At 63.6% G+C, this 15,585-nt stretch carries 15 protein-coding genes; 8 read left to right on the top strand and 7 right to left on the bottom strand.

The features are described from left to right. Nucleotides 1-715: 715 nt before the first annotated feature. Nucleotides 716-1,354 carry a TetR/AcrR family transcriptional regulator gene (locus tag VGL22_RS21215; protein WP_465268965.1) on the bottom strand — a complete coding sequence of 213 codons (639 nt, stop codon included), beginning with the start codon at nucleotides 1,352-1,354 and terminating at the stop codon, nucleotides 716-718. 66 nt (nucleotides 1,355-1,420) lie between these two features. On the opposite strand from VGL22_RS21215, the gene VGL22_RS21210 reads away from it, so the two are divergent. The 7 genes from VGL22_RS21210 (at nucleotide 1,421) to VGL22_RS21180 (ending at nucleotide 7,185) form a co-directional block, all read left to right on the top strand. Then, complete coding sequence (locus VGL22_RS21210) at nucleotides 1,421-2,005, top strand: SRPBCC family protein (protein ID WP_465268964.1); 585 nt, start codon at nucleotides 1,421-1,423, stop codon at nucleotides 2,003-2,005. Further along, a complete protein-coding gene (locus VGL22_RS21205; protein ID WP_465268963.1) occupies nucleotides 2,002-2,397 on the top strand; it encodes a DUF1761 domain-containing protein in 396 nt (131 codons plus the stop codon). Before VGL22_RS21210 ends, VGL22_RS21205 begins: the two co-directional genes overlap by 4 nt. A 259-nt stretch (nucleotides 2,398-2,656) precedes the next feature. Beyond that, a complete protein-coding gene (gene trpB, locus VGL22_RS21200; protein ID WP_465268962.1) occupies nucleotides 2,657-3,880 on the top strand; it encodes a tryptophan synthase subunit beta in 1,224 nt (407 codons plus the stop codon). 102 nt (nucleotides 3,881-3,982) lie between these two features. Beyond that, on the top strand, nucleotides 3,983-4,765 hold the full coding sequence (trpA, locus tag VGL22_RS21195) for a tryptophan synthase subunit alpha (protein ID WP_465268961.1): 783 nt from the start codon (nucleotides 3,983-3,985) through the stop codon (nucleotides 4,763-4,765). An 83-nt stretch (nucleotides 4,766-4,848) separates the two neighbouring features. Beyond that, a complete protein-coding gene (locus VGL22_RS21190) occupies nucleotides 4,849-5,256 on the top strand; it encodes a chorismate mutase (protein WP_465268960.1) in 408 nt (135 codons plus the stop codon). Then, nucleotides 5,253-6,269, top strand: coding sequence for a 3-deoxy-7-phosphoheptulonate synthase (gene aroF / locus VGL22_RS21185; protein ID WP_465268959.1), 1,017 nt, complete (start codon nucleotides 5,253-5,255; stop codon nucleotides 6,267-6,269). Before VGL22_RS21190 ends, aroF begins: the two co-directional genes overlap by 4 nt. A gap of 52 nt (nucleotides 6,270-6,321) precedes the next feature. Then, nucleotides 6,322-7,185, top strand: coding sequence for a prephenate dehydrogenase (locus VGL22_RS21180; RefSeq protein WP_465268958.1), 864 nt, complete (start codon nucleotides 6,322-6,324; stop codon nucleotides 7,183-7,185). A gap of 295 nt (nucleotides 7,186-7,480) precedes the next feature. Here VGL22_RS21180 and VGL22_RS21175 read toward each other — a convergent pair whose 3' ends face one another. Next, on the bottom strand, nucleotides 7,481-7,972 hold the full coding sequence (locus tag VGL22_RS21175) for a type II toxin-antitoxin system VapC family toxin (RefSeq protein WP_465268957.1): 492 nt from the start codon (nucleotides 7,970-7,972) through the stop codon (nucleotides 7,481-7,483). Continuing rightward, a complete protein-coding gene (locus VGL22_RS21170; protein WP_465268956.1) occupies nucleotides 7,969-8,691 on the bottom strand; it encodes a hypothetical protein in 723 nt (240 codons plus the stop codon). The genes VGL22_RS21175 and VGL22_RS21170 overlap by 4 nt, the downstream gene beginning before the upstream one ends. 406 nt (nucleotides 8,692-9,097) lie before the next feature. Here VGL22_RS21170 and VGL22_RS21165 point away from each other — a divergent pair, with 406 nt between their 5' ends. Further along, complete coding sequence (locus VGL22_RS21165) at nucleotides 9,098-11,659, top strand: hypothetical protein (protein WP_465268955.1); 2,562 nt, start codon at nucleotides 9,098-9,100, stop codon at nucleotides 11,657-11,659. 39 nt (nucleotides 11,660-11,698) lie between these two features. Here the strand turns inward: VGL22_RS21165 and VGL22_RS21160 are convergent, their stop codons facing one another. The 4 genes from VGL22_RS21160 to glgC all read right to left on the bottom strand — a co-directional run bounded on the left by VGL22_RS21160 (nucleotide 11,699) and on the right by glgC (nucleotide 15,567). After that, nucleotides 11,699-13,027, bottom strand: a complete 1,329-nt coding sequence (locus VGL22_RS21160; RefSeq protein WP_465268954.1) for a serine hydrolase domain-containing protein — start codon at nucleotides 13,025-13,027, stop codon at nucleotides 11,699-11,701. 109 nt (nucleotides 13,028-13,136) lie between these two features. Next, nucleotides 13,137-13,412: a hypothetical protein gene (locus VGL22_RS21155; protein WP_465268953.1), complete on the bottom strand. Its 276-nt coding sequence runs from the start codon at nucleotides 13,410-13,412 to the stop codon at nucleotides 13,137-13,139. A 48-nt stretch (nucleotides 13,413-13,460) separates the two neighbouring features. Further along, the gene (gene msrB, locus VGL22_RS21150; RefSeq protein ID WP_465268952.1) at nucleotides 13,461-14,114 is read right to left on the bottom strand and encodes a peptide-methionine (R)-S-oxide reductase MsrB; all 654 of its coding nucleotides are present in this window, start codon (nucleotides 14,112-14,114) and stop codon (nucleotides 13,461-13,463) included. 199 nt (nucleotides 14,115-14,313) lie between these two features. Then, nucleotides 14,314-15,567: a glucose-1-phosphate adenylyltransferase gene (gene glgC / locus VGL22_RS21145; protein WP_465268951.1), complete on the bottom strand. Its 1,254-nt coding sequence runs from the start codon at nucleotides 15,565-15,567 to the stop codon at nucleotides 14,314-14,316. Between the last annotated feature and the right edge of the window lie 18 nt (nucleotides 15,568-15,585).

The following is a 15,585-nucleotide window of genomic DNA, read 5'->3' as shown; positions in this document are numbered from 1 at the left end:
CGGGGCGCAAGGATCCTGAGAAGGTCAGGGCATTCGTGGCGCAGGCGCGGGCGGCGGGGGGGGTGGATTAACTTCTCAGTAAACTTCCAGTGCAGCAAGGATGAGGAGTTGATCGATCGTTCAAGCGGCTCCGTGTGGTCTCGTTGGGTCTCAACCTGTGAGCTGGATCACCAGGATAAAACTGATAACTATATTGAAATCAATCAAATAAGCTTTTCGAACATGCTCCAAGCGGAAAAAAGCGCACTTCGTAACTGTTCAGTAATCTGGCGGTTTGCTACGCTTGCTTGCCACGGCTTGTCATAGTACGGCTGGCGTAAGACACACCTGCGGCCCAGGGTTCAATTATGCGGGTAATGGGGCGAGTGGTCTGTGCCGGGCGTCACGGGGCGATGTGACGGGGTTGGAAAGACGCCGGCGTGACTGAACGGGCTGGGAGCAAGGCGCCATCTTCGGGATGGGGAGTGCGGCAGGGGCTGAAGCCCGGATGCCGATAAATCAGCGGTTGTTGAGTGGCCGACTCGGAAGAATGCCGCCCGAAATTCCGAAAGACAACCGCGGATCCCTCACTGCGTTCAGGATGACATGGTTTTGGGGGCGGCGGATACGCAGCGGACACGGCATTGTGGTTGGGGTGGGGTGGTCGAAAGATCAGCAGCTTCATGGCACGACTGAGCCGGCTGCGGGAAGGAGAATCGTGCCCGCGCAGGCGTGATCAGGGGGCGGGTGGGATGAGAAGGCGGAAGTGTTCGCGAAGGGCTTTGACGGTGCGGTCGTAGGGGTCGACGGAGGCGTAGGAGCGGGAGAGCATGACGCCGCCTTCCATGACGGCGAGGACGTAAGTCGCCAGGGCGTCGATGTCGGTGCCGGGGGGGAGGGGGGCGGCGGCGAGGCAGTCGCGGACGGCATCGATCCAGCCGGCGAAGTTTTCGGCGATGAGTTTGTGGGCGGGGCGGTTTTCGGGGTCGATTTCAAGGGCGAGGCGGCCGATGGGACAGCCGTATTGGGCGTCGGTCATGAGGATGCGTTCGCGATAGCCGGCCAGGATGGCGAAGATGCGCTCGATGGGCTCCGGCGTGGTGGCGAAGGCGGGTTCGACGACCATGGGATGGAGCGCGTCCCGATAGGTCTCAAGCACTTCGCGGAGCAGGGCTTCCTTGCTGTCGAAGAAGTGGTAAAAGCTGCCGGAGTTGACCTTGGCGTGGGCGAGCAGGTCGGCCATGGAAGTGCCGGCGAAGCCGCGTTCCCAGAACAGGTAGCGGGCCGATTCGACCAGACGCTGGCGGGTAGCCGGTCCGGTGGGCTGGACGAGAGTGGGCTTCTTTGCCGCGGATGTCCGAGTTTCGTTCGACATGAAAGGCCTTGACAATGGAGCATACAGCGGATTTACTTGAACGATCAACCAAGTGAGGTCGAATCGATGAAGACCGTGTTTCTTTCCGCTGTTCTTGCTGTCGCCTGCGTTTCCTCGCCGGCGGCGCGCGCGTTGCAGACCGAAGTTCCCAACAAGGTTTTGAAGATTGAGTTATCAATCCCCGCACCGTTGCACGATGTCTGGGCGGCGTTCACCACGAACAAGGGGCTGAGCAGCTGGCTGGCGCCGGACGTGTCTGTTGACTTGAAGCCGGGCGGGGACTGGCTGGTGAAGTTTCCGGGGAGCACGGGCGGGGGGACGATTGAGAGTTTCGTACGGGAGAAGGAGCTGGTGATCCGGGCGCTGGCGCCGGACCGGTTTCCGGCGGTGCGGGCGGCGCGGACGAGGGTGGCGTTCACGTTTGAAGCCGCGGGAGACGGCACGCTGGTGACGCTGACGCAGACCGGCTGGCAGAAAGGCGCGGAGTGGGATGCCGCGTATGAGTATCTGGCGGCGGGGAATGCGCAACTGATGGCCATGCTGCACCACCGTTTCGTGGCGGGGCCGACGGATTGGCAGAAGGCCATGGGCGGGAGTGGCGGCGGGGCAGCGAACGGGAGTGATAAGGCGGCGGAGGGGGAGAAGCGATGAACGGTCACCTGAATTACTGGGCAGTGCTGGCGGCGGGGGTGTCGGCGTTTGTGGTGGGCGGGGTGTGGTACCGGGTGTTTGCCGCCCCTTGGAAGAAGGCCAACGGGTTTGAAGGCGAGCCGCCAGCGGGGAATCCTGCGAAGATTTTCGGGATCAGCCTGATTTTGAGCCTGGTGATGGCGTTCAACCTGGCGAAGTTTCTGGATGCGCCGACGACGACGGCGGCGTGGGGGGCGACGGCAGGTTTTCTGGCGGGGTTCGGGTGGTGCTTTATGGGGATCGGGATCATCTGCCTGTTCGAGCGCAAGCCGTGGAGCTATTTGCTGGTGAATGGCGGGTATCTGACGGTGGCGCTGACGGTGATGGGGCTGGTGCTGGGGGCGTGGCGGTGATTCGGGTTTCAGGCGGGGGGTGGGGGCCTCTTGTCAGGATTGGCAACGGGAGAAGCAGATTCCCCGGGCGGGAATGACCGATAGAAAAGGCAAGAGTGGCGGAGGCGGTGGATTCCCTCCCCGGCAGAGCCAGGAGGGGCACCCGGTACGCATCCGGCATCCGGCACCTGCCCTTCAACCCTGCGGCCTGGCGGGGGGAATGCTCGAAGCCGTTAGACTGAGAGGGAGCCCTTTTCGGGTTCGCCCAGGAGGCTTTCTCATGTCATCGGTCATTCTTCCGGCAGCACCTTCGGAGTCGCGGCCCGGGCGGTTTGGGGTTTATGGCGGGCGGTATGTACCCGAGACGCTGATGGCGGCGCTCGAGGAGTTGGAGCGCGAGTACGAGATTGCCGCGGCGGATGCGGCGTTCCAGCAGGAGCTGGACGGGCTGCTGAAGGATTTTGCCGGGCGGCCGACGCCGCTCTACTTTGCCAAGCGGCTGACCGAGGAGCTGGGCGGGGCGAAGATTTATCTCAAGCGCGAGGACCTGCTGCACACCGGGGCGCACAAGATCAACAACGCGCTGGGCCAGGGACTGCTGGCCAGGCGCATGGGCAAGAAGCGGATCATTGCCGAGACGGGCGCAGGGCAGCATGGGGTGGCCACCGCGACGGTGTGCGCGCTGCTGGGGCTGGACTGCGTGATCTACATGGGCGAAGTGGACATGGCGCGGCAGGAGCTGAACGTGCTGCGCATGCGTTTGCTGGGGGCCGAGGTGCGGGGTGTGTCGTCCGGGTCAAAGACGCTGAAGGATGCGATCAGCGAGGCCATGCGCGACTGGGTCACGAATGTCCGCACCACCTATTACATTCTGGGCAGCGCGCTGGGGGCGCATCCTTATCCCACGATTGTGCGGGATTTTCAGCGCTGCATCAGCCGGGAGATGCGGGAGCAGATTCTGGAACGAGAGGGGAGACTGCCCAACGCGATTGTGGCGTGCGTGGGTGGCGGGTCGAACGCGATTGGAGCGTTTTTCGAGTTTATCCAGGACCGCGATGTGCGGCTGATTGGGGTGGAGGCAGGCGGGCGCGGGACGGCGCTGGGCGAGCATGCGGCGCGGTTTTCGGGCGGGGTTCCGGGGGTGCTGCAGGGGACGTTCAGTTATGTGCTGCAGGATGACAACGGGCAGATCGCGCTGACGCATTCGGTGAGCGCGGGGCTTGATTACGCCAGCGTGGGGCCGGAGCACGCGATGCTGCATGACACGGGGCGGGCGGAGTATACGTCGTGCGATGATGCGCGGGCGCTGGCGGCTCTGGTGAAGCTGGCGCGGACCGAGGGGATTTTGCCGGCGCTCGAAAGCGCGCACGCGGTGGCCGAGGCGCTGCGGCTGGCGCCGGCGATGAAACCACATGACATACTGGTGGTGAACCTCTCCGGACGCGGCGATAAGGATATGGGGATTTTGGCGCAGGAGCTGGATTTGAGTGGGGCGGCGAGTTAGCTGGTTAGCGAATTGGGCAAGTTGGCGAGTTAGCTGATTAGCGAGTTAGCGGAAAGCCAGTCGGAGGACCTTCGGGGCCTGGACCTGAGGGATAAGGGCGGGATGGGGATTCGATTCGATCACAAGCCGGGGCTGGTGGTGTATATCACGGCGGGCGATCCGTCGCTGGAGGCGTCGCGGGCCATTGCCATTGAGGCGATTGACGCGGGCGCGGATGTGATCGAGCTGGGGGTGCCGTTTTCCGATCCGCTGGGGGATGGGCCGATTATCCAGCGTGCCAGCGAGCGGGCGCTGAGCCGCGGCGTGAAGCTGAGCGATGTGCTGGGAGTGGCGCGGGCGATCCGGGCGGCGCGGCCGCAGGCGGGTCTGATTTTCTTCACGTATCTGAATCCGATTCTTCGCTATGGGCTGGAGCGTTTTGCCGATGAGGCCAAAGCAGCCGGCGCCGATGGGGTGCTGGTGATCGACATGATTGTGGAAGAGGCTGCGGAGTATCTGGCTGCCATGGATCGGACGGGATTGGCGCCGGTGTTTCTGGCAGCGCCGACGAGTTCAGATGCGCGGCTGGAGGCGATTGCGTCTCATTCGCGCGGGTTTGTGTATGCGATTTCGCGGACGGGAATCACGGGCAAGCAGCAGCAGATGACCGCGGATGCGGCCGCGCTGGTGGAGCGGATCAAGCGATGGACGAAGCTGCCGGTGGCTGTCGGCTTCGGCATCTCCAATGCGGACCATGTGGCCGAGGTGGGGGAGTTTGCGGATGCGGCGGTGATTGGCAGCGCGATTGTGGAGCTGATTGAGCGCTCGACACCGGAGACCGCGCCCGGCGAGGTGGCCCGATTTATCAAGGGCCTGCGCCTGAGCAGTGCGGCGCCGGCCCGGTGAGAGCAGCCTTTAGCTTTCAGCTTCCAGAAGCGAGAAGCTAGTGGCAAGCTATGGTCGCTCAAGGCTCACGCTGAGGATTTTCAATGACGCTGGAAGAATTGCGGAAGCGCATCGATGTTCTGGATCGGCAGTTGGTGGCGCTGCTCAATGAGCGGGCTCGCGCGGCACAGATGGTGGGTCATCTGAAGGCTGCCACGTCGCTGCCGGTGTATGAGCCGAATCGCGAAAAGCTGGTGTATGCCAACGTTCGCGCGGTGAATCAGGGACCACTCCCGGATATCGAACTGACGCATATCTACGAGCGCATCATCGACGTCATGCGTGCCTTGCAGCGGAACGAGCTGGCCTCAGAACGACATGCCCGGGAGTTGGCGAGGTTAGCGGCTGCGTCGAACAGCGACAGTGCCGCACCCGCCGCCGGGCCAACAGGCGCGCCGTCGTCTCAAAACGGGGAGACGGGACAGACGCCGGAGACAGGAAAGAAGAAATGATTGTTGCCATGCAGGAGAAGGCCACCGAAGAGCAGATCGATGCTGTGATCAACGCGCTGGTGGAATGCGGAGTGGAAGTTCATCGGACCACCGGCGAGATGCAGACCATTCTGGCAGCGGTGGGGAAGACGTCGTCACTGGATCTGGCGCAGTTTGAAATTATGGCGGGAGTTATGCACGTGCATCGCATCAGCTCGCCATACAAGCTGGCTGGGCGGAGTTTCCGGCCAGAGGGGACCGTGATCGAGTTCCGCAACGGGGTGACCGTGGGGGGGAAGCAGGTTGTGGCGATGGGCGGTCCCTGCTCGGTGGAGAGCCGCGAACAGATTTTTGAGACGGCGCGGCGGGTGAAGGGGGCTGGGGGCACGTTTCTGCGGGGCGGCGCGTTCAAGCCGCGGTCCTCGCCGTATTCATTCCAGGGGATGGGGATTGCGGGGCTGGAAATGATGCGCGAGGCAGCGGAGGCGCACGGGCTGCTGGTGGTGAGCGAGGTCATGGAGATTGCGCAGATTGAGCCCATGCTGCCGCACGTGGATCTGTTTCAGGTGGGTGCGCGCAATATGCAGAACTTCAACCTGCTGCGGGAGCTGGGTCAGGTGCGCAAGCCGATTCTGCTGAAGCGCGGGATTGCGGCAACGGTTGAGGAACTGCTGCTGTCGAGCGAGTACATTCTGGCGGGCGGGAACTACGAGGTGATTTTGTGCGAGCGCGGGATCCGGACGTATGAGACCTCGACGCGGAACACGATGGACATTTCGGCGATTCCGGTGGTGAAGAAGCTGTCGCATCTGCCCATCGTGGGTGACCCGTCGCATGGAACGGGCCGGCGGGACATGGTGGCTCCGCTGGCGCGGGCGGCAGTGGCGGCGGGCGCGGACGGGATTATCGTCGAGGTGCATCCCAATGCCGATAAGGCGGCCAGCGACGCGGCGCAGACGTTGTATCCGGAGCAGTTCGACCAGTTGATGAGCGAGTTAAGGCTGATTGCGACGGCAGTGGGAAGAACGTTTTAGAGGCAGCGGGTTCGCGAGTTGGCTGACTTGCTGGCTCGCTTACACTTGATCCATGATCCAGCGGATTGCGATTCTTGGTACGGGGCTGCTCGGTACGTCTGTTGGATTGGGGTTGCGGGCGTCTGGGTTCGGCGGGTCCCTCGTGGGGTGGAATCGCGGGGCGGCGGGGGCGGAGCAGGCGCTGTCCATGGGCGCAATCGATGCCGTGGCCGCGGACCCGATCGAGGCGGCGCGGGGTGCGCAGGTCACGCTGCTGGCGGTGCCGATTTACCCGACTCTGGACCTTATGGAACAGCTTGCGGGTGTGCTGGGGCCGGATCAGTTGCTTACCGATGTGGGCAGCACCAAGGGACAGATCACGGAGGCCGCGGGGCGTTTGTTCAATGTGCCGGGGCGGGCGGCGTTTCTGCCTGGCCATCCCATGGCGGGCAAGGAGCGCGGCGGGGCGGAGCTGGGGGATGCCGGGCTGTTTCGCGGAGCGGTGTGGCTGTTTACGGACGTTGCTAAGTGGGAGCGTTCATCTGCCGCATCGGCGCTGGTAAGAGACTGGCGGGAACTGGTGGTCAGCATGGGGTCGCGGACGATTGATATCGACCCGTCGCGGCATGACGAGATGGTGGCATGGGTGAGCCATCTGCCGCAGTTCACGGCGACGGCTCTGAGCGCGCTGCTGGAAGAGGCAGTGGGCGATGCGCCGGAGTTGAAGGATGTGGGCGGGCGGGCGCTCAGAGAGATGACGCGGCTGGGGGCGAGCCCGTTCTCGATGTGGCGCGACATTGCGGCGACGAATACGGCAGCGGTGGAGAAGGCTCTGCTGGCGCTGGAGCAGCGGCTGCAGTACATACGCGAGAATCTGCGGGGGCCGGAGTTGCGGGAGGAGTTTGAGCAGGCGAACAAGTTTCGCAGCGGCTCCTGATGAATTGATCTTGATGAGGCTGATCTGAATCCGACGCAGTTGTATCGGACACTCTCGAGCGAAGGCAATCCTGAATCGAAGAGCCTCTCGGCGATTCTCAGGGCGATGGGTTTAAGGCTGGCCGTTCAGTTAAACATCATTTGCAGGAGCTAAGCAGGCTGCGGAGAAGGCGCATCTGGTGGCACGTGGACCGTGGCTGGCGCTAAGGCCCCGCATTCCGATTGACTCTTTTGGCGTGAGTGGAGTCAGGCCCTGGTTACAGACCCTGATTACAAACTCTGGTTACAAACCCTGGTCAGACCGGCTCGGCTTCTTTGGCAGGCTCTTTTGCGGGCTCGGGTTCGAGGGTGGGGTTGATGGTCTGCAGGCCTTCGGCTTTGGCGGCGTCGAGGAGGACCTTGGAGGCGGAGACGAAGATGATCTCCGTGTTCTGGAACATGTCGCGGGCGACCAGGGCGGCGGCGAGCTGCACGGCGTCGGGCCAGCGCAGGATGCGGCGGTCGAGCAACTGCCGGGCGCACTCGAGGACGGCCGGATTGAGCGGCTCCTGCACGGTACGTGCGGCCTCGAGGCGGAGGATTTCGAGGGCTGCAGCGGCATCGTCGTGGCTGATGCCTCCGGCGCGCTCGCGTTTGCGAATGGCCGCGTAGACCTCGAGGGGTGTGGACGCGGCGATCAGTTTACGGTTATCTTCGACCGACTCCATCAGGTGGATGAGCGCATCGGTTCCCGGCTCACGCACAAAAAGCTTGGCGAAGGCCGTTGCCTCGAGAAAGTAACAACTCACAGGACCCCTCGTTCCTCTTCCAGAACGGCGGTGAGGGTTTCACCGTGGACGGCGACGGGATGGAAGCGCTGGGCCTCTTCCGGAATGCCCGCCTCGGCACGATTGAGCCGGATGGTGGTGGTTGGATAAGCCGGCGTTTTGGGATTGGCGATTTTGCTGGTGAGCACCACGCTGCGCTGGATGGCTTCAGCGAGGACGGCCTGACGGGATTCGGGGTTCTGATTCCAGCGGTAGGCTTTACGCGGCAGGAAGGAATCGCGGAACCACTTGAGGGCGATGAAGGCGTGTCCGCCGCGTTCGGCTTCAGCCAGGGCGTTGCACAGTTCCTTGACGCGGGCATCGAGATCGGCGAGTGCCAGGGGCTCTGCGACTTCGTCGTCTTCGGCGTGGTGCTCTGCCAAGGCGCGGGGTGCGGTGCGTACGGTGCGTGGCGCGGAATCGTCTCCGCCGCCTATGCGCTCGAAATAAATGCGGACCTCGTCCTCTTCAGGCGACCAGATGTCGGCGGTGGCGTTGCGGCGTTTGCTGCGGCCGTTCTCGCTACACAGTTCGACGATGGCCTGATACCCGGGAGGCGCCAGGAAGCGCAGGGCTCGGGACAGTCCCGGATCCTGCGAATAAGCAAGTTCGTTCAGAGCCTCTTCAATGATCTCTTCCGCGTCGGGGATACTAAGATTACTAACATCTACGCTGGCTTGCGCCACTCTCGCTGATTTCATACGTTCTTCTCCGTATACCGCCATTCCGACTTCCGAATTAACGGCTACGCCTGCTCCAGCCGGGCGGCAGGACACAGTGCGCACCTGTGCCGCGCGGTTTTGGGGTACACGCGGGCCTTTCTACAATTTGACCACTGACCCAGTGGGCGATATCTAGGGCAAACTGCCCGGAACTTTCCCGAGCACACCTACCAATGTGTGGTTTGAAATCCCGCCTGAAAGAGAAAAAGGATCTACTTAATGCAGTGGATACTAACCCCACGTAGTGTATACGATCCCCTTCTCAAGGTCACTTGGAAATTTTTTAGCATTCTACGTTATTTTGCGGAAAATATCTGCAGTAAAAAATTTCGGTCTTCGGGACCGGCCGGTTTCGCAGGCTTGCCGCTCCACTTAGAATGGGAGTATGCGTCGTTTTTTGCCGCTGCTTCTGGCGGCTGTTTGGTTCCCTGCTCTCCTGTTCGCCGATAGTCCGGCGTTCGATCTGACCGGTCCGAAGGTCGATGTTCATGTGAAACGCGGCAATGTAACCCTGCCGGTGGGCCAGACGGCCAACCTGATGCCCGGGGATCGTCTGTGGGTGCACCCTGACCTGCCTGAGACCCAATCCGCGCATTTTGTACTGGTGGTAGCGTTTTTACGGGGCGCCACCAATCCCCCGCCCAATGACTGGTTTACGCGGGTGGAGACGTGGACGCGGGCAGCGCGCGAAGAGGGCGTGTTTGTGACTGTGCCGAATGAGGCGCAGCAGGCTCTTCTGTTTCTGGCGCCGGAGACGGGCGGCGACTTTACCACGCTGCGGCGCGCGGTGCATGACCGTCCCGGCGCGTTTGTGCGGGCCGCGCAGGACCTGCAGGCCGCGAGCTGGGAACGGATGCGGCTGGACAGCTATCTGACCGAGCTGAAGTCGGGCAACCAGTCGGACCCCAAGGTATTCAAGGAGCGCACGGAATTGGCGGCGCGGTCGCTGGGGATCAAGATTCAGCAGCAGTGTTTCGAGCGGCCTATCGACCAGCAGGCCTCGTGTCTTTCGCAGCATACGGAAGGCATGGTGCTGGACGACACCAATGCGCAGAACCTGGTGGGGCAGATTGCCAACGGCTCGACCGCCGATTTAATGAACCAGCTCAGCTATTCGCACATTGGCGGGGCGGGCATGTACAGCCCGTATGTGGGCGCGATTGTGGACATGGCCAAGATTCTGTCGTCGCTGCACACGGCGCATTTTCAGTACATCCCCGCTCTGGCGCTGCCGACGAAAGACACCCTGAACCTGCGGTTGAACGAGCCGCCGTCGTTCCGCGATCCGCGGTCGGTGGTGGTGGTGGCGCTGCCGCCGGTGGGACCGGTGAAGGGTCCGCCGCTGCACTCGCTCAATCCCAACGAGACGCTATGCGCGCAGAAGCCGGAGCTGGTGTTTTCGGCGGATGGGGCGCCGATGGTGTTCGGCACAGCGATAGCGCACGATTTGAAGCTGCGGCTGGAGGGGGCCGGGAACTACTCGGTGGAGCTTCCGGCGGCCACCGATGCGACCAAAGGCGGCGTTGTACCGGGGGAGGCTCTGCCCAAGTTGCCGGCCGGCGAGCTGACGGCGACGGTGGTGGGCAAGTGGGGTTTTGACGACTTCGAAGGGCCGCACTACAAGCTGCTTTCCGCGGCGCCGGGCAAGTGGACGGTGGCGGCGGACGACCAGTCGGCGCTGATTGTGGGTCGCGACGATACGCTGCACATTGCGGGCGACAGCACGCTGTGCGTGTCAAAGGTGGAATTGGACGGAGTGAAGCCGCTGCCGCTGACCTGGAAGTCCCCGAAGCCCGACACGCTGGCGGTGGATGTGCCGATGAAGACGGCTACGCCCGGGCCGATCGCGATCCAGATACATCAGTACGGGGTGGCGAAGCCGGACACGTTGAGCCTGAATGCATATGCGGAGGCGGCGTCGCTGGACCGCATCACCCTGAATGTGGGCGACAAGACGGCCACTCTGAAGGGTACGCGCCTGGATGAAGTGGCGAGGGCTACTTTCAGCAACCTGGCATGGTCGCCGGGCAAGCTGTCGCGGGTGCAGGACTACGACCAGCTGGCGCTGAACACGGATGCGTCGACGGCAGAACTGGAAGCTGGCGAGCGCTCCTCGGCGCGGGTGACGCTGCGCGACGGGCGCGAGTTGAAGGTGCCGGTGCGCGTGGATCCGCCGCGGCCGCAGGTGACGCTGCTGAGCAAGGGCGCGCAGGATATGGATCCGGCGGCGCCGTCGCTGGTGAAGCTGGGGAGCCCGGACGATTTGCCGCTGAACGGCAAGATTGTGTTTTTCCTGAAGTCGGAGGTGCCGCAGAAGTTTCCGCGCAACCAGCGGGTGGAGGTGGCGGCGGAGGACGGCAGCTTTGCGACCACGCTTTCTCTGGCGGACGGCAGCCTGATGCTTGAGGATGCGCGGACGGTGATTGGCACGGTGGAGCCGCTGAAGCGGTTTGGGGCATCGGCCTTTGGGCCGCTGAGCGCCAGAGCCGTATCGGCGGATGGTGTGCCGGGGGACTGGATGCACCTGGGGACGCTGGTGCGGGTGCCGTCGTTCAAGGATTTGCGCTGCCCGCGTGCGGCGAGCAAGCCCTGCACGCTTTCAGGCGCGAACCTGTTTCTGGTGAATTCGATTGCGGCGAACCAGGATTTTGCCAATGCGACCGAGGTGCCCACCGGCTTTACGGGCGAGCAGCTCACGGTGCCGCACCCGGCGAATGGGATGCTGTACCTGCGGTTGAGGGATGATCCCGAAATTGTGCAGAGCATGACGCTGCCGGTTACGGCGGCGGCGCCTGTGCCGGGTTCTACGGAGTCGAAGGCCGATGTACCGGCGAAGGCTGAGCCGAAGCCGGATAGCAAGTCCGACACGAAGAAAGAGCCGAAGCCGGATGCTGTGGACGCAGGGAGCAAGCCGGAGACCAAGGCGCAGCACGAGGACCAGGAATAGAGAGCAGGAATCGGGCGCGAGCGGCAGGTTGAGCCCCGTTTACTTAGCCGGGTCGATGAGGGCCTGGTAGACGAGGGAGCGGCTGAGGTACTGGACATTGGGCTCTCCGCCGCCGATGCGCTGAATCATGCCGACGAAGACGATGTCGTTGGCAGGGTCGACCCAGAACCAGGTGCCGGCGGCGCCGTCCCAGAGGAAGGTGCCTTTGCCGTCAGGCAGGTTGGCGAGCTGGGGGTCGTACTCGACCGCGCAGTTATAGCCGTAGCCGAAGCCGGGGCGGATCTGCTGGGAGCCGATGCCGAAGCCCATGGTCATGAGCGGCTCGGGGACGTGATTGGTGGTCATCAGCTTTACGGACGCGGGTGCGAGGATGCGCTTGCCGTCGAGTTCGCCGTTGTAGCCGAGCATCTGCGCGAAGCGGTAATAGTCTTCGGCGGTGGAGACCATGCCGCCTCCGCCGGAGGGCATGGGAGGCTGCTCGGTGTAGGCGCGGGCATTGACGGCGCCGGTGGCTTCAGTGGTGAGGCCGCCGGTTTTGGGGTCGTGGAAGTACTGTGTGGCGAAGCGCTGCCACTTGTCTTTGGGGACGAAGAAGCCGGCGTCTTTCATGCCGAGCGGCTGGAAGATGCGGTCGCGGTAGAAGTCGGGCAGGGACTGGCCGGAGAGCTTCTCGACGATGTAGCCCTCGATATCCATGGAGATGGAGTAGGTCCAACCTTTGCCGGGCTGGTAGAGGAGGGGCAGCTTGGCGACTTTTTCGACGAACTCCTGCAGGTTGGCGGACTGGAAGAGCTTGGCGTCGCGGACCAACTGATCGACGGGAGTGTTGCCGAAGAGGCCGTAGGTAAAGCCGGCGGTGTGCGACATGAGCTCGGCCATGGTGGGCTGGTGGTCGGGGTCGACGAGCTTGACGGTGCCGTCGTCGTTTTTGCCGGCGTAGACCTTGAGGTGGGCGAATTCGGGGATGTACCTGGCGATGGGGTCGGTGGGCAGCCACTTGCCTTCTTCAAAGAGGATCATCATGGCGACTGCGGTGACCGGCTTGGTCATGGAGTAGTCGCGGAAGATGGTGTCCCTGGTCATGGGGGTGTTGGAGGCCATGTCGCGGGCGCCGTAGGTGCGGTAGTCGACGACCTTGCCGTGGCGGGCGAGGATGGTGACGACGCCGGCGAGTTTTTTGTCGTCAACGGCCTTCTGCAGGAGGGTGTGGAGGCGGTCGAGGCGCTGGGAGTCGAAGCCGACGGACTCGGGACGGGCGACGGTGAGGTCGACGGTGCGGGAGGCGGTTTTCTGGCCTTGAACTGCGGAGGACAGGGAGAAGGCCAGGGCGGCGACGAGCGCGGCAGTCCGCAGGAGGCGAGCGGTCATGAGGGGGTCTCCAGCGCGCCAGAGCCCAGGCGCGTATGCCAAGTGAGTGCGGGTCCTTTATAGCAGACGGGGCGGGGCGAAGCGGCCGGGGGCGGGTGAGTTGCCGTGCCTAATCTTTTGGGTACCAGTCAGAGTGCGGGGACCACTTGCGGCAGCGGAGGCAGATGGTGGCGGTCCACTGCATGAGGCAGCCGGGGCAGACGCCGCCGGTGTCGAAGGTGTTCCAGGTGTGCTTGCAGGCGGTGCACAGCCAGCGATCCCAAACGCGCGGCTCCCAGCGGCACAGGGGGCAGCGGATGCGGCCCTCGCCGGGGTCGCCGCCTTTGCCGGCTGGGGCGGCATGGGGGTTGCCGGGCAGTACGGTGGTGGGTTGTTTTGGGCTCATGGCGATCTGCGTTGGGGCTCTGCTTTTGCCGGACGGAGCAATGGTATCTCAGGACGGAACAAAGCGCAGCGCCACGGAATTCATGCAGAAGCGCAGGCCGGTGGGACGCGGTCCGTCATTGAAGACGTGGCCGAGGTGGCCGTCGCACAGACGGCAGGCGACGGCGGTGCGCACCACCATCTCGCTGCCGTCGGGGGTTTCGACGACGTTTTCAGGCGCGATGGGCTCCCAGAAGCTGGGCCAGCCGGTGCCGGAGTCGAACTTGGCCTGCGAGGAGAACAGGGCCAGGTCGCAGCCGGCGCAGCGGAAGATGCCGCGCCGTTCCTCGTGCAGCAACGACCCGGTGAAGGGCCGCTCGGTGTCGGCGTGGCGCAAGACCCAGTAGGCATCGCGGGAGAGGAGGCGTCGCCACTCGGCGTCGGTCCGGATCAGGCGGGGCACGGTCTGGACGCCGGTTCTGGCGCCATCGGCCTGGATGACGGCGATGGTGACTTCGCGAGGCCCCTGGTCCGCGGCGAGGGGCATGGCGGGGGCTACGGTTCCGCGCCGCAGCCCGAAGAATGCCAGCCCGCTGACGGCCGCCGCGCCGCCGAAGATGAAGGCGCGGCGGGTGAAGGCAGCCCGGTCGCGCGGCTCAGGATGCGACGGGGTGAGGCTCAGAGTCTGCATGGAATTTGGATGAAGGACGGAGCGAAAGGTCACGAATTCTCGGACTGCGCGGCTCGCGCTTTCCGCACGCGACGCTGAGAGCGTCTCGAATCGACTCGCCGAGCGGGGGCGTTTGCATTGCCGGCACATAGAAAGAGGCGCCGATGGCTTCGCCGACGGCGTAATTCTCAATTACGCCATCGGCTACAAGCTGGTTTAGAGCTCTGAGAGCGGCTTCCACGATCGCCTGTCACTAATACCGTTTGAGGAACTCCGGATCGACGGGGTTCTCGAAGAGGCTGGCGTCGCGGGTGACGATGGTCAGGCCGGACGGTGTGACGAAGTAGCGGCGCTTGTCCTCTACGGCGTCGTAGCCGATCACGGTGCCTTCAGGGATGTGCACATCGCGGTCGATGATGGCGCGCCGGATGCGGCAATGGCGGCCGATGTTGACGTGCGAGAAGATGATGCTGGAGTCGATCTCGGTGTAGGAATTCACGCGGACATCCTGGGACAGCACCGAGTTGGATACGGAGGCGCCGGAGATGATGACGCCGGCGGTGATGACGGAGTTGATGGCGGTACCGGTACGGCCCGGCTCGCCGAAGACGAACTTGGCGGGCGGGTACTGGCGTACGCGGGTGCGGATGGGCCAGCTGCGGTCGTAGAGGTTGAAGATCGGCGACACGGAGCAGAGGTCCATGTTGGCGTCATAGTAGGCGTCGAGCGTTCCGACGTCGCGCCAGTAGAGTGCCTGCTGCTTGTTCTCGTCGACGAAGCTGTAGGCCATCATCTTGGCGTTGCCCAGCAGGTTGGGCAGGATGTTGTGGCCGAAGTCGTGCTTGGAGTCGGGATCCTCGGCATCGGCGATCAGCGCCTTGAGCAGGACTTCCGTGTTGAAGATGTAAATGCCCATGGAGGCATCGACGTTTTCGGGACTGAAGGGAGAACGGAAGGTTGTGGATGCCGGCTTTTCGAGAAAACCTTCCACCTCACCGCTCTGTCCCACCTGGACCACGCCGAAGCGCGATACCTCGTCGGGCGGGATGGGCAGCGTGGCCAGGGTCACGTCCGCCTTGGTTTCCTGGTGATACTCGAGCATGCGGGCGTAGTTCATCTTGTAGATGTGGTCGCCCGAGAGGATGATCATGTACTTGGGCTGCTCGCTGCCGATGGAGTAGATGTTCTGGTAGACGGCGTCCGCGGTGCCCATGTACCAGTTGGCGCCGGTGCGCTGCATGGGCGGCAGCAGTTCGAAGAACTCGCCCAGTTCCTGGGCCACGATGCCGGTCCAGCCTTCGCGCACGTGCCGGTTGAGCGAGAGCGCTTTGTACTGCGTGAGGATGAAGACCTTGCGCAGGCCAGAATTGATGCAGTTGGATAGTGTGATGTCGATGATGCGATAGTGCCCGCCAAACGGGACCGCTGGTTTGGCGCGGTCGCGGGTCAGGGGAAACAGCCGTTCGCCGGCGCCTCCCGCGAGCAAAACTCCAAGCGTATCTCTCATGTCCACGGTTCTGCCCTG

Source organism: Occallatibacter sp., from assembly GCF_036502485.1.
In the GTDB taxonomy this organism is placed as follows: Bacteria; Acidobacteriota; Terriglobia; order Terriglobales; family Acidobacteriaceae; genus Telmatobacter.
Note: the sequence above shows the minus strand (reverse complement) of the source record. Positions and strands in the feature narration are given on the sequence as shown.

Excerpts from the sequence above, each read along its gene's own strand:
- VGL22_RS21205 (WP_465268963.1), top strand. The coding sequence starts at position 2,002 with ATGAACGGTCACCTGAATTACTGGGCAGTGCTGGCGGCGGGGGTGTCG.
- VGL22_RS21190 (WP_465268960.1), top strand. The coding sequence starts at position 4,849 with ATGACGCTGGAAGAATTGCGGAAGCGCATCGATGTTCTGGATCGGCAG.
- VGL22_RS21180 (WP_465268958.1), top strand. The coding sequence starts at position 6,322 with ATGATCCAGCGGATTGCGATTCTTGGTACGGGGCTGCTCGGTACGTCT.
- VGL22_RS21165 (WP_465268955.1), top strand. The coding sequence starts at position 9,098 with ATGCGTCGTTTTTTGCCGCTGCTTCTGGCGGCTGTTTGGTTCCCTGCT.
- trpA (WP_465268961.1), top strand. The coding sequence starts at position 3,983 with ATGGGGATTCGATTCGATCACAAGCCGGGGCTGGTGGTGTATATCACG.
- VGL22_RS21170 (WP_465268956.1), bottom strand. The coding sequence starts at position 8,691 with ATGAAATCAGCGAGAGTGGCGCAAGCCAGCGTAGATGTTAGTAATCTT.
- trpB (WP_465268962.1), top strand. The coding sequence starts at position 2,657 with ATGTCATCGGTCATTCTTCCGGCAGCACCTTCGGAGTCGCGGCCCGGG.
- glgC (WP_465268951.1), bottom strand. The coding sequence starts at position 15,567 with ATGAGAGATACGCTTGGAGTTTTGCTCGCGGGAGGCGCCGGCGAACGG.
- VGL22_RS21160 (WP_465268954.1), bottom strand. The coding sequence starts at position 13,027 with ATGACCGCTCGCCTCCTGCGGACTGCCGCGCTCGTCGCCGCCCTGGCC.
- VGL22_RS21215 (WP_465268965.1), bottom strand. The coding sequence starts at position 1,354 with ATGTCGAACGAAACTCGGACATCCGCGGCAAAGAAGCCCACTCTCGTC.
- aroF (WP_465268959.1), top strand. The coding sequence starts at position 5,253 with ATGATTGTTGCCATGCAGGAGAAGGCCACCGAAGAGCAGATCGATGCT.
- VGL22_RS21155 (WP_465268953.1), bottom strand. The coding sequence starts at position 13,412 with ATGAGCCCAAAACAACCCACCACCGTACTGCCCGGCAACCCCCATGCC.
- VGL22_RS21210 (WP_465268964.1), top strand. The coding sequence starts at position 1,421 with ATGAAGACCGTGTTTCTTTCCGCTGTTCTTGCTGTCGCCTGCGTTTCC.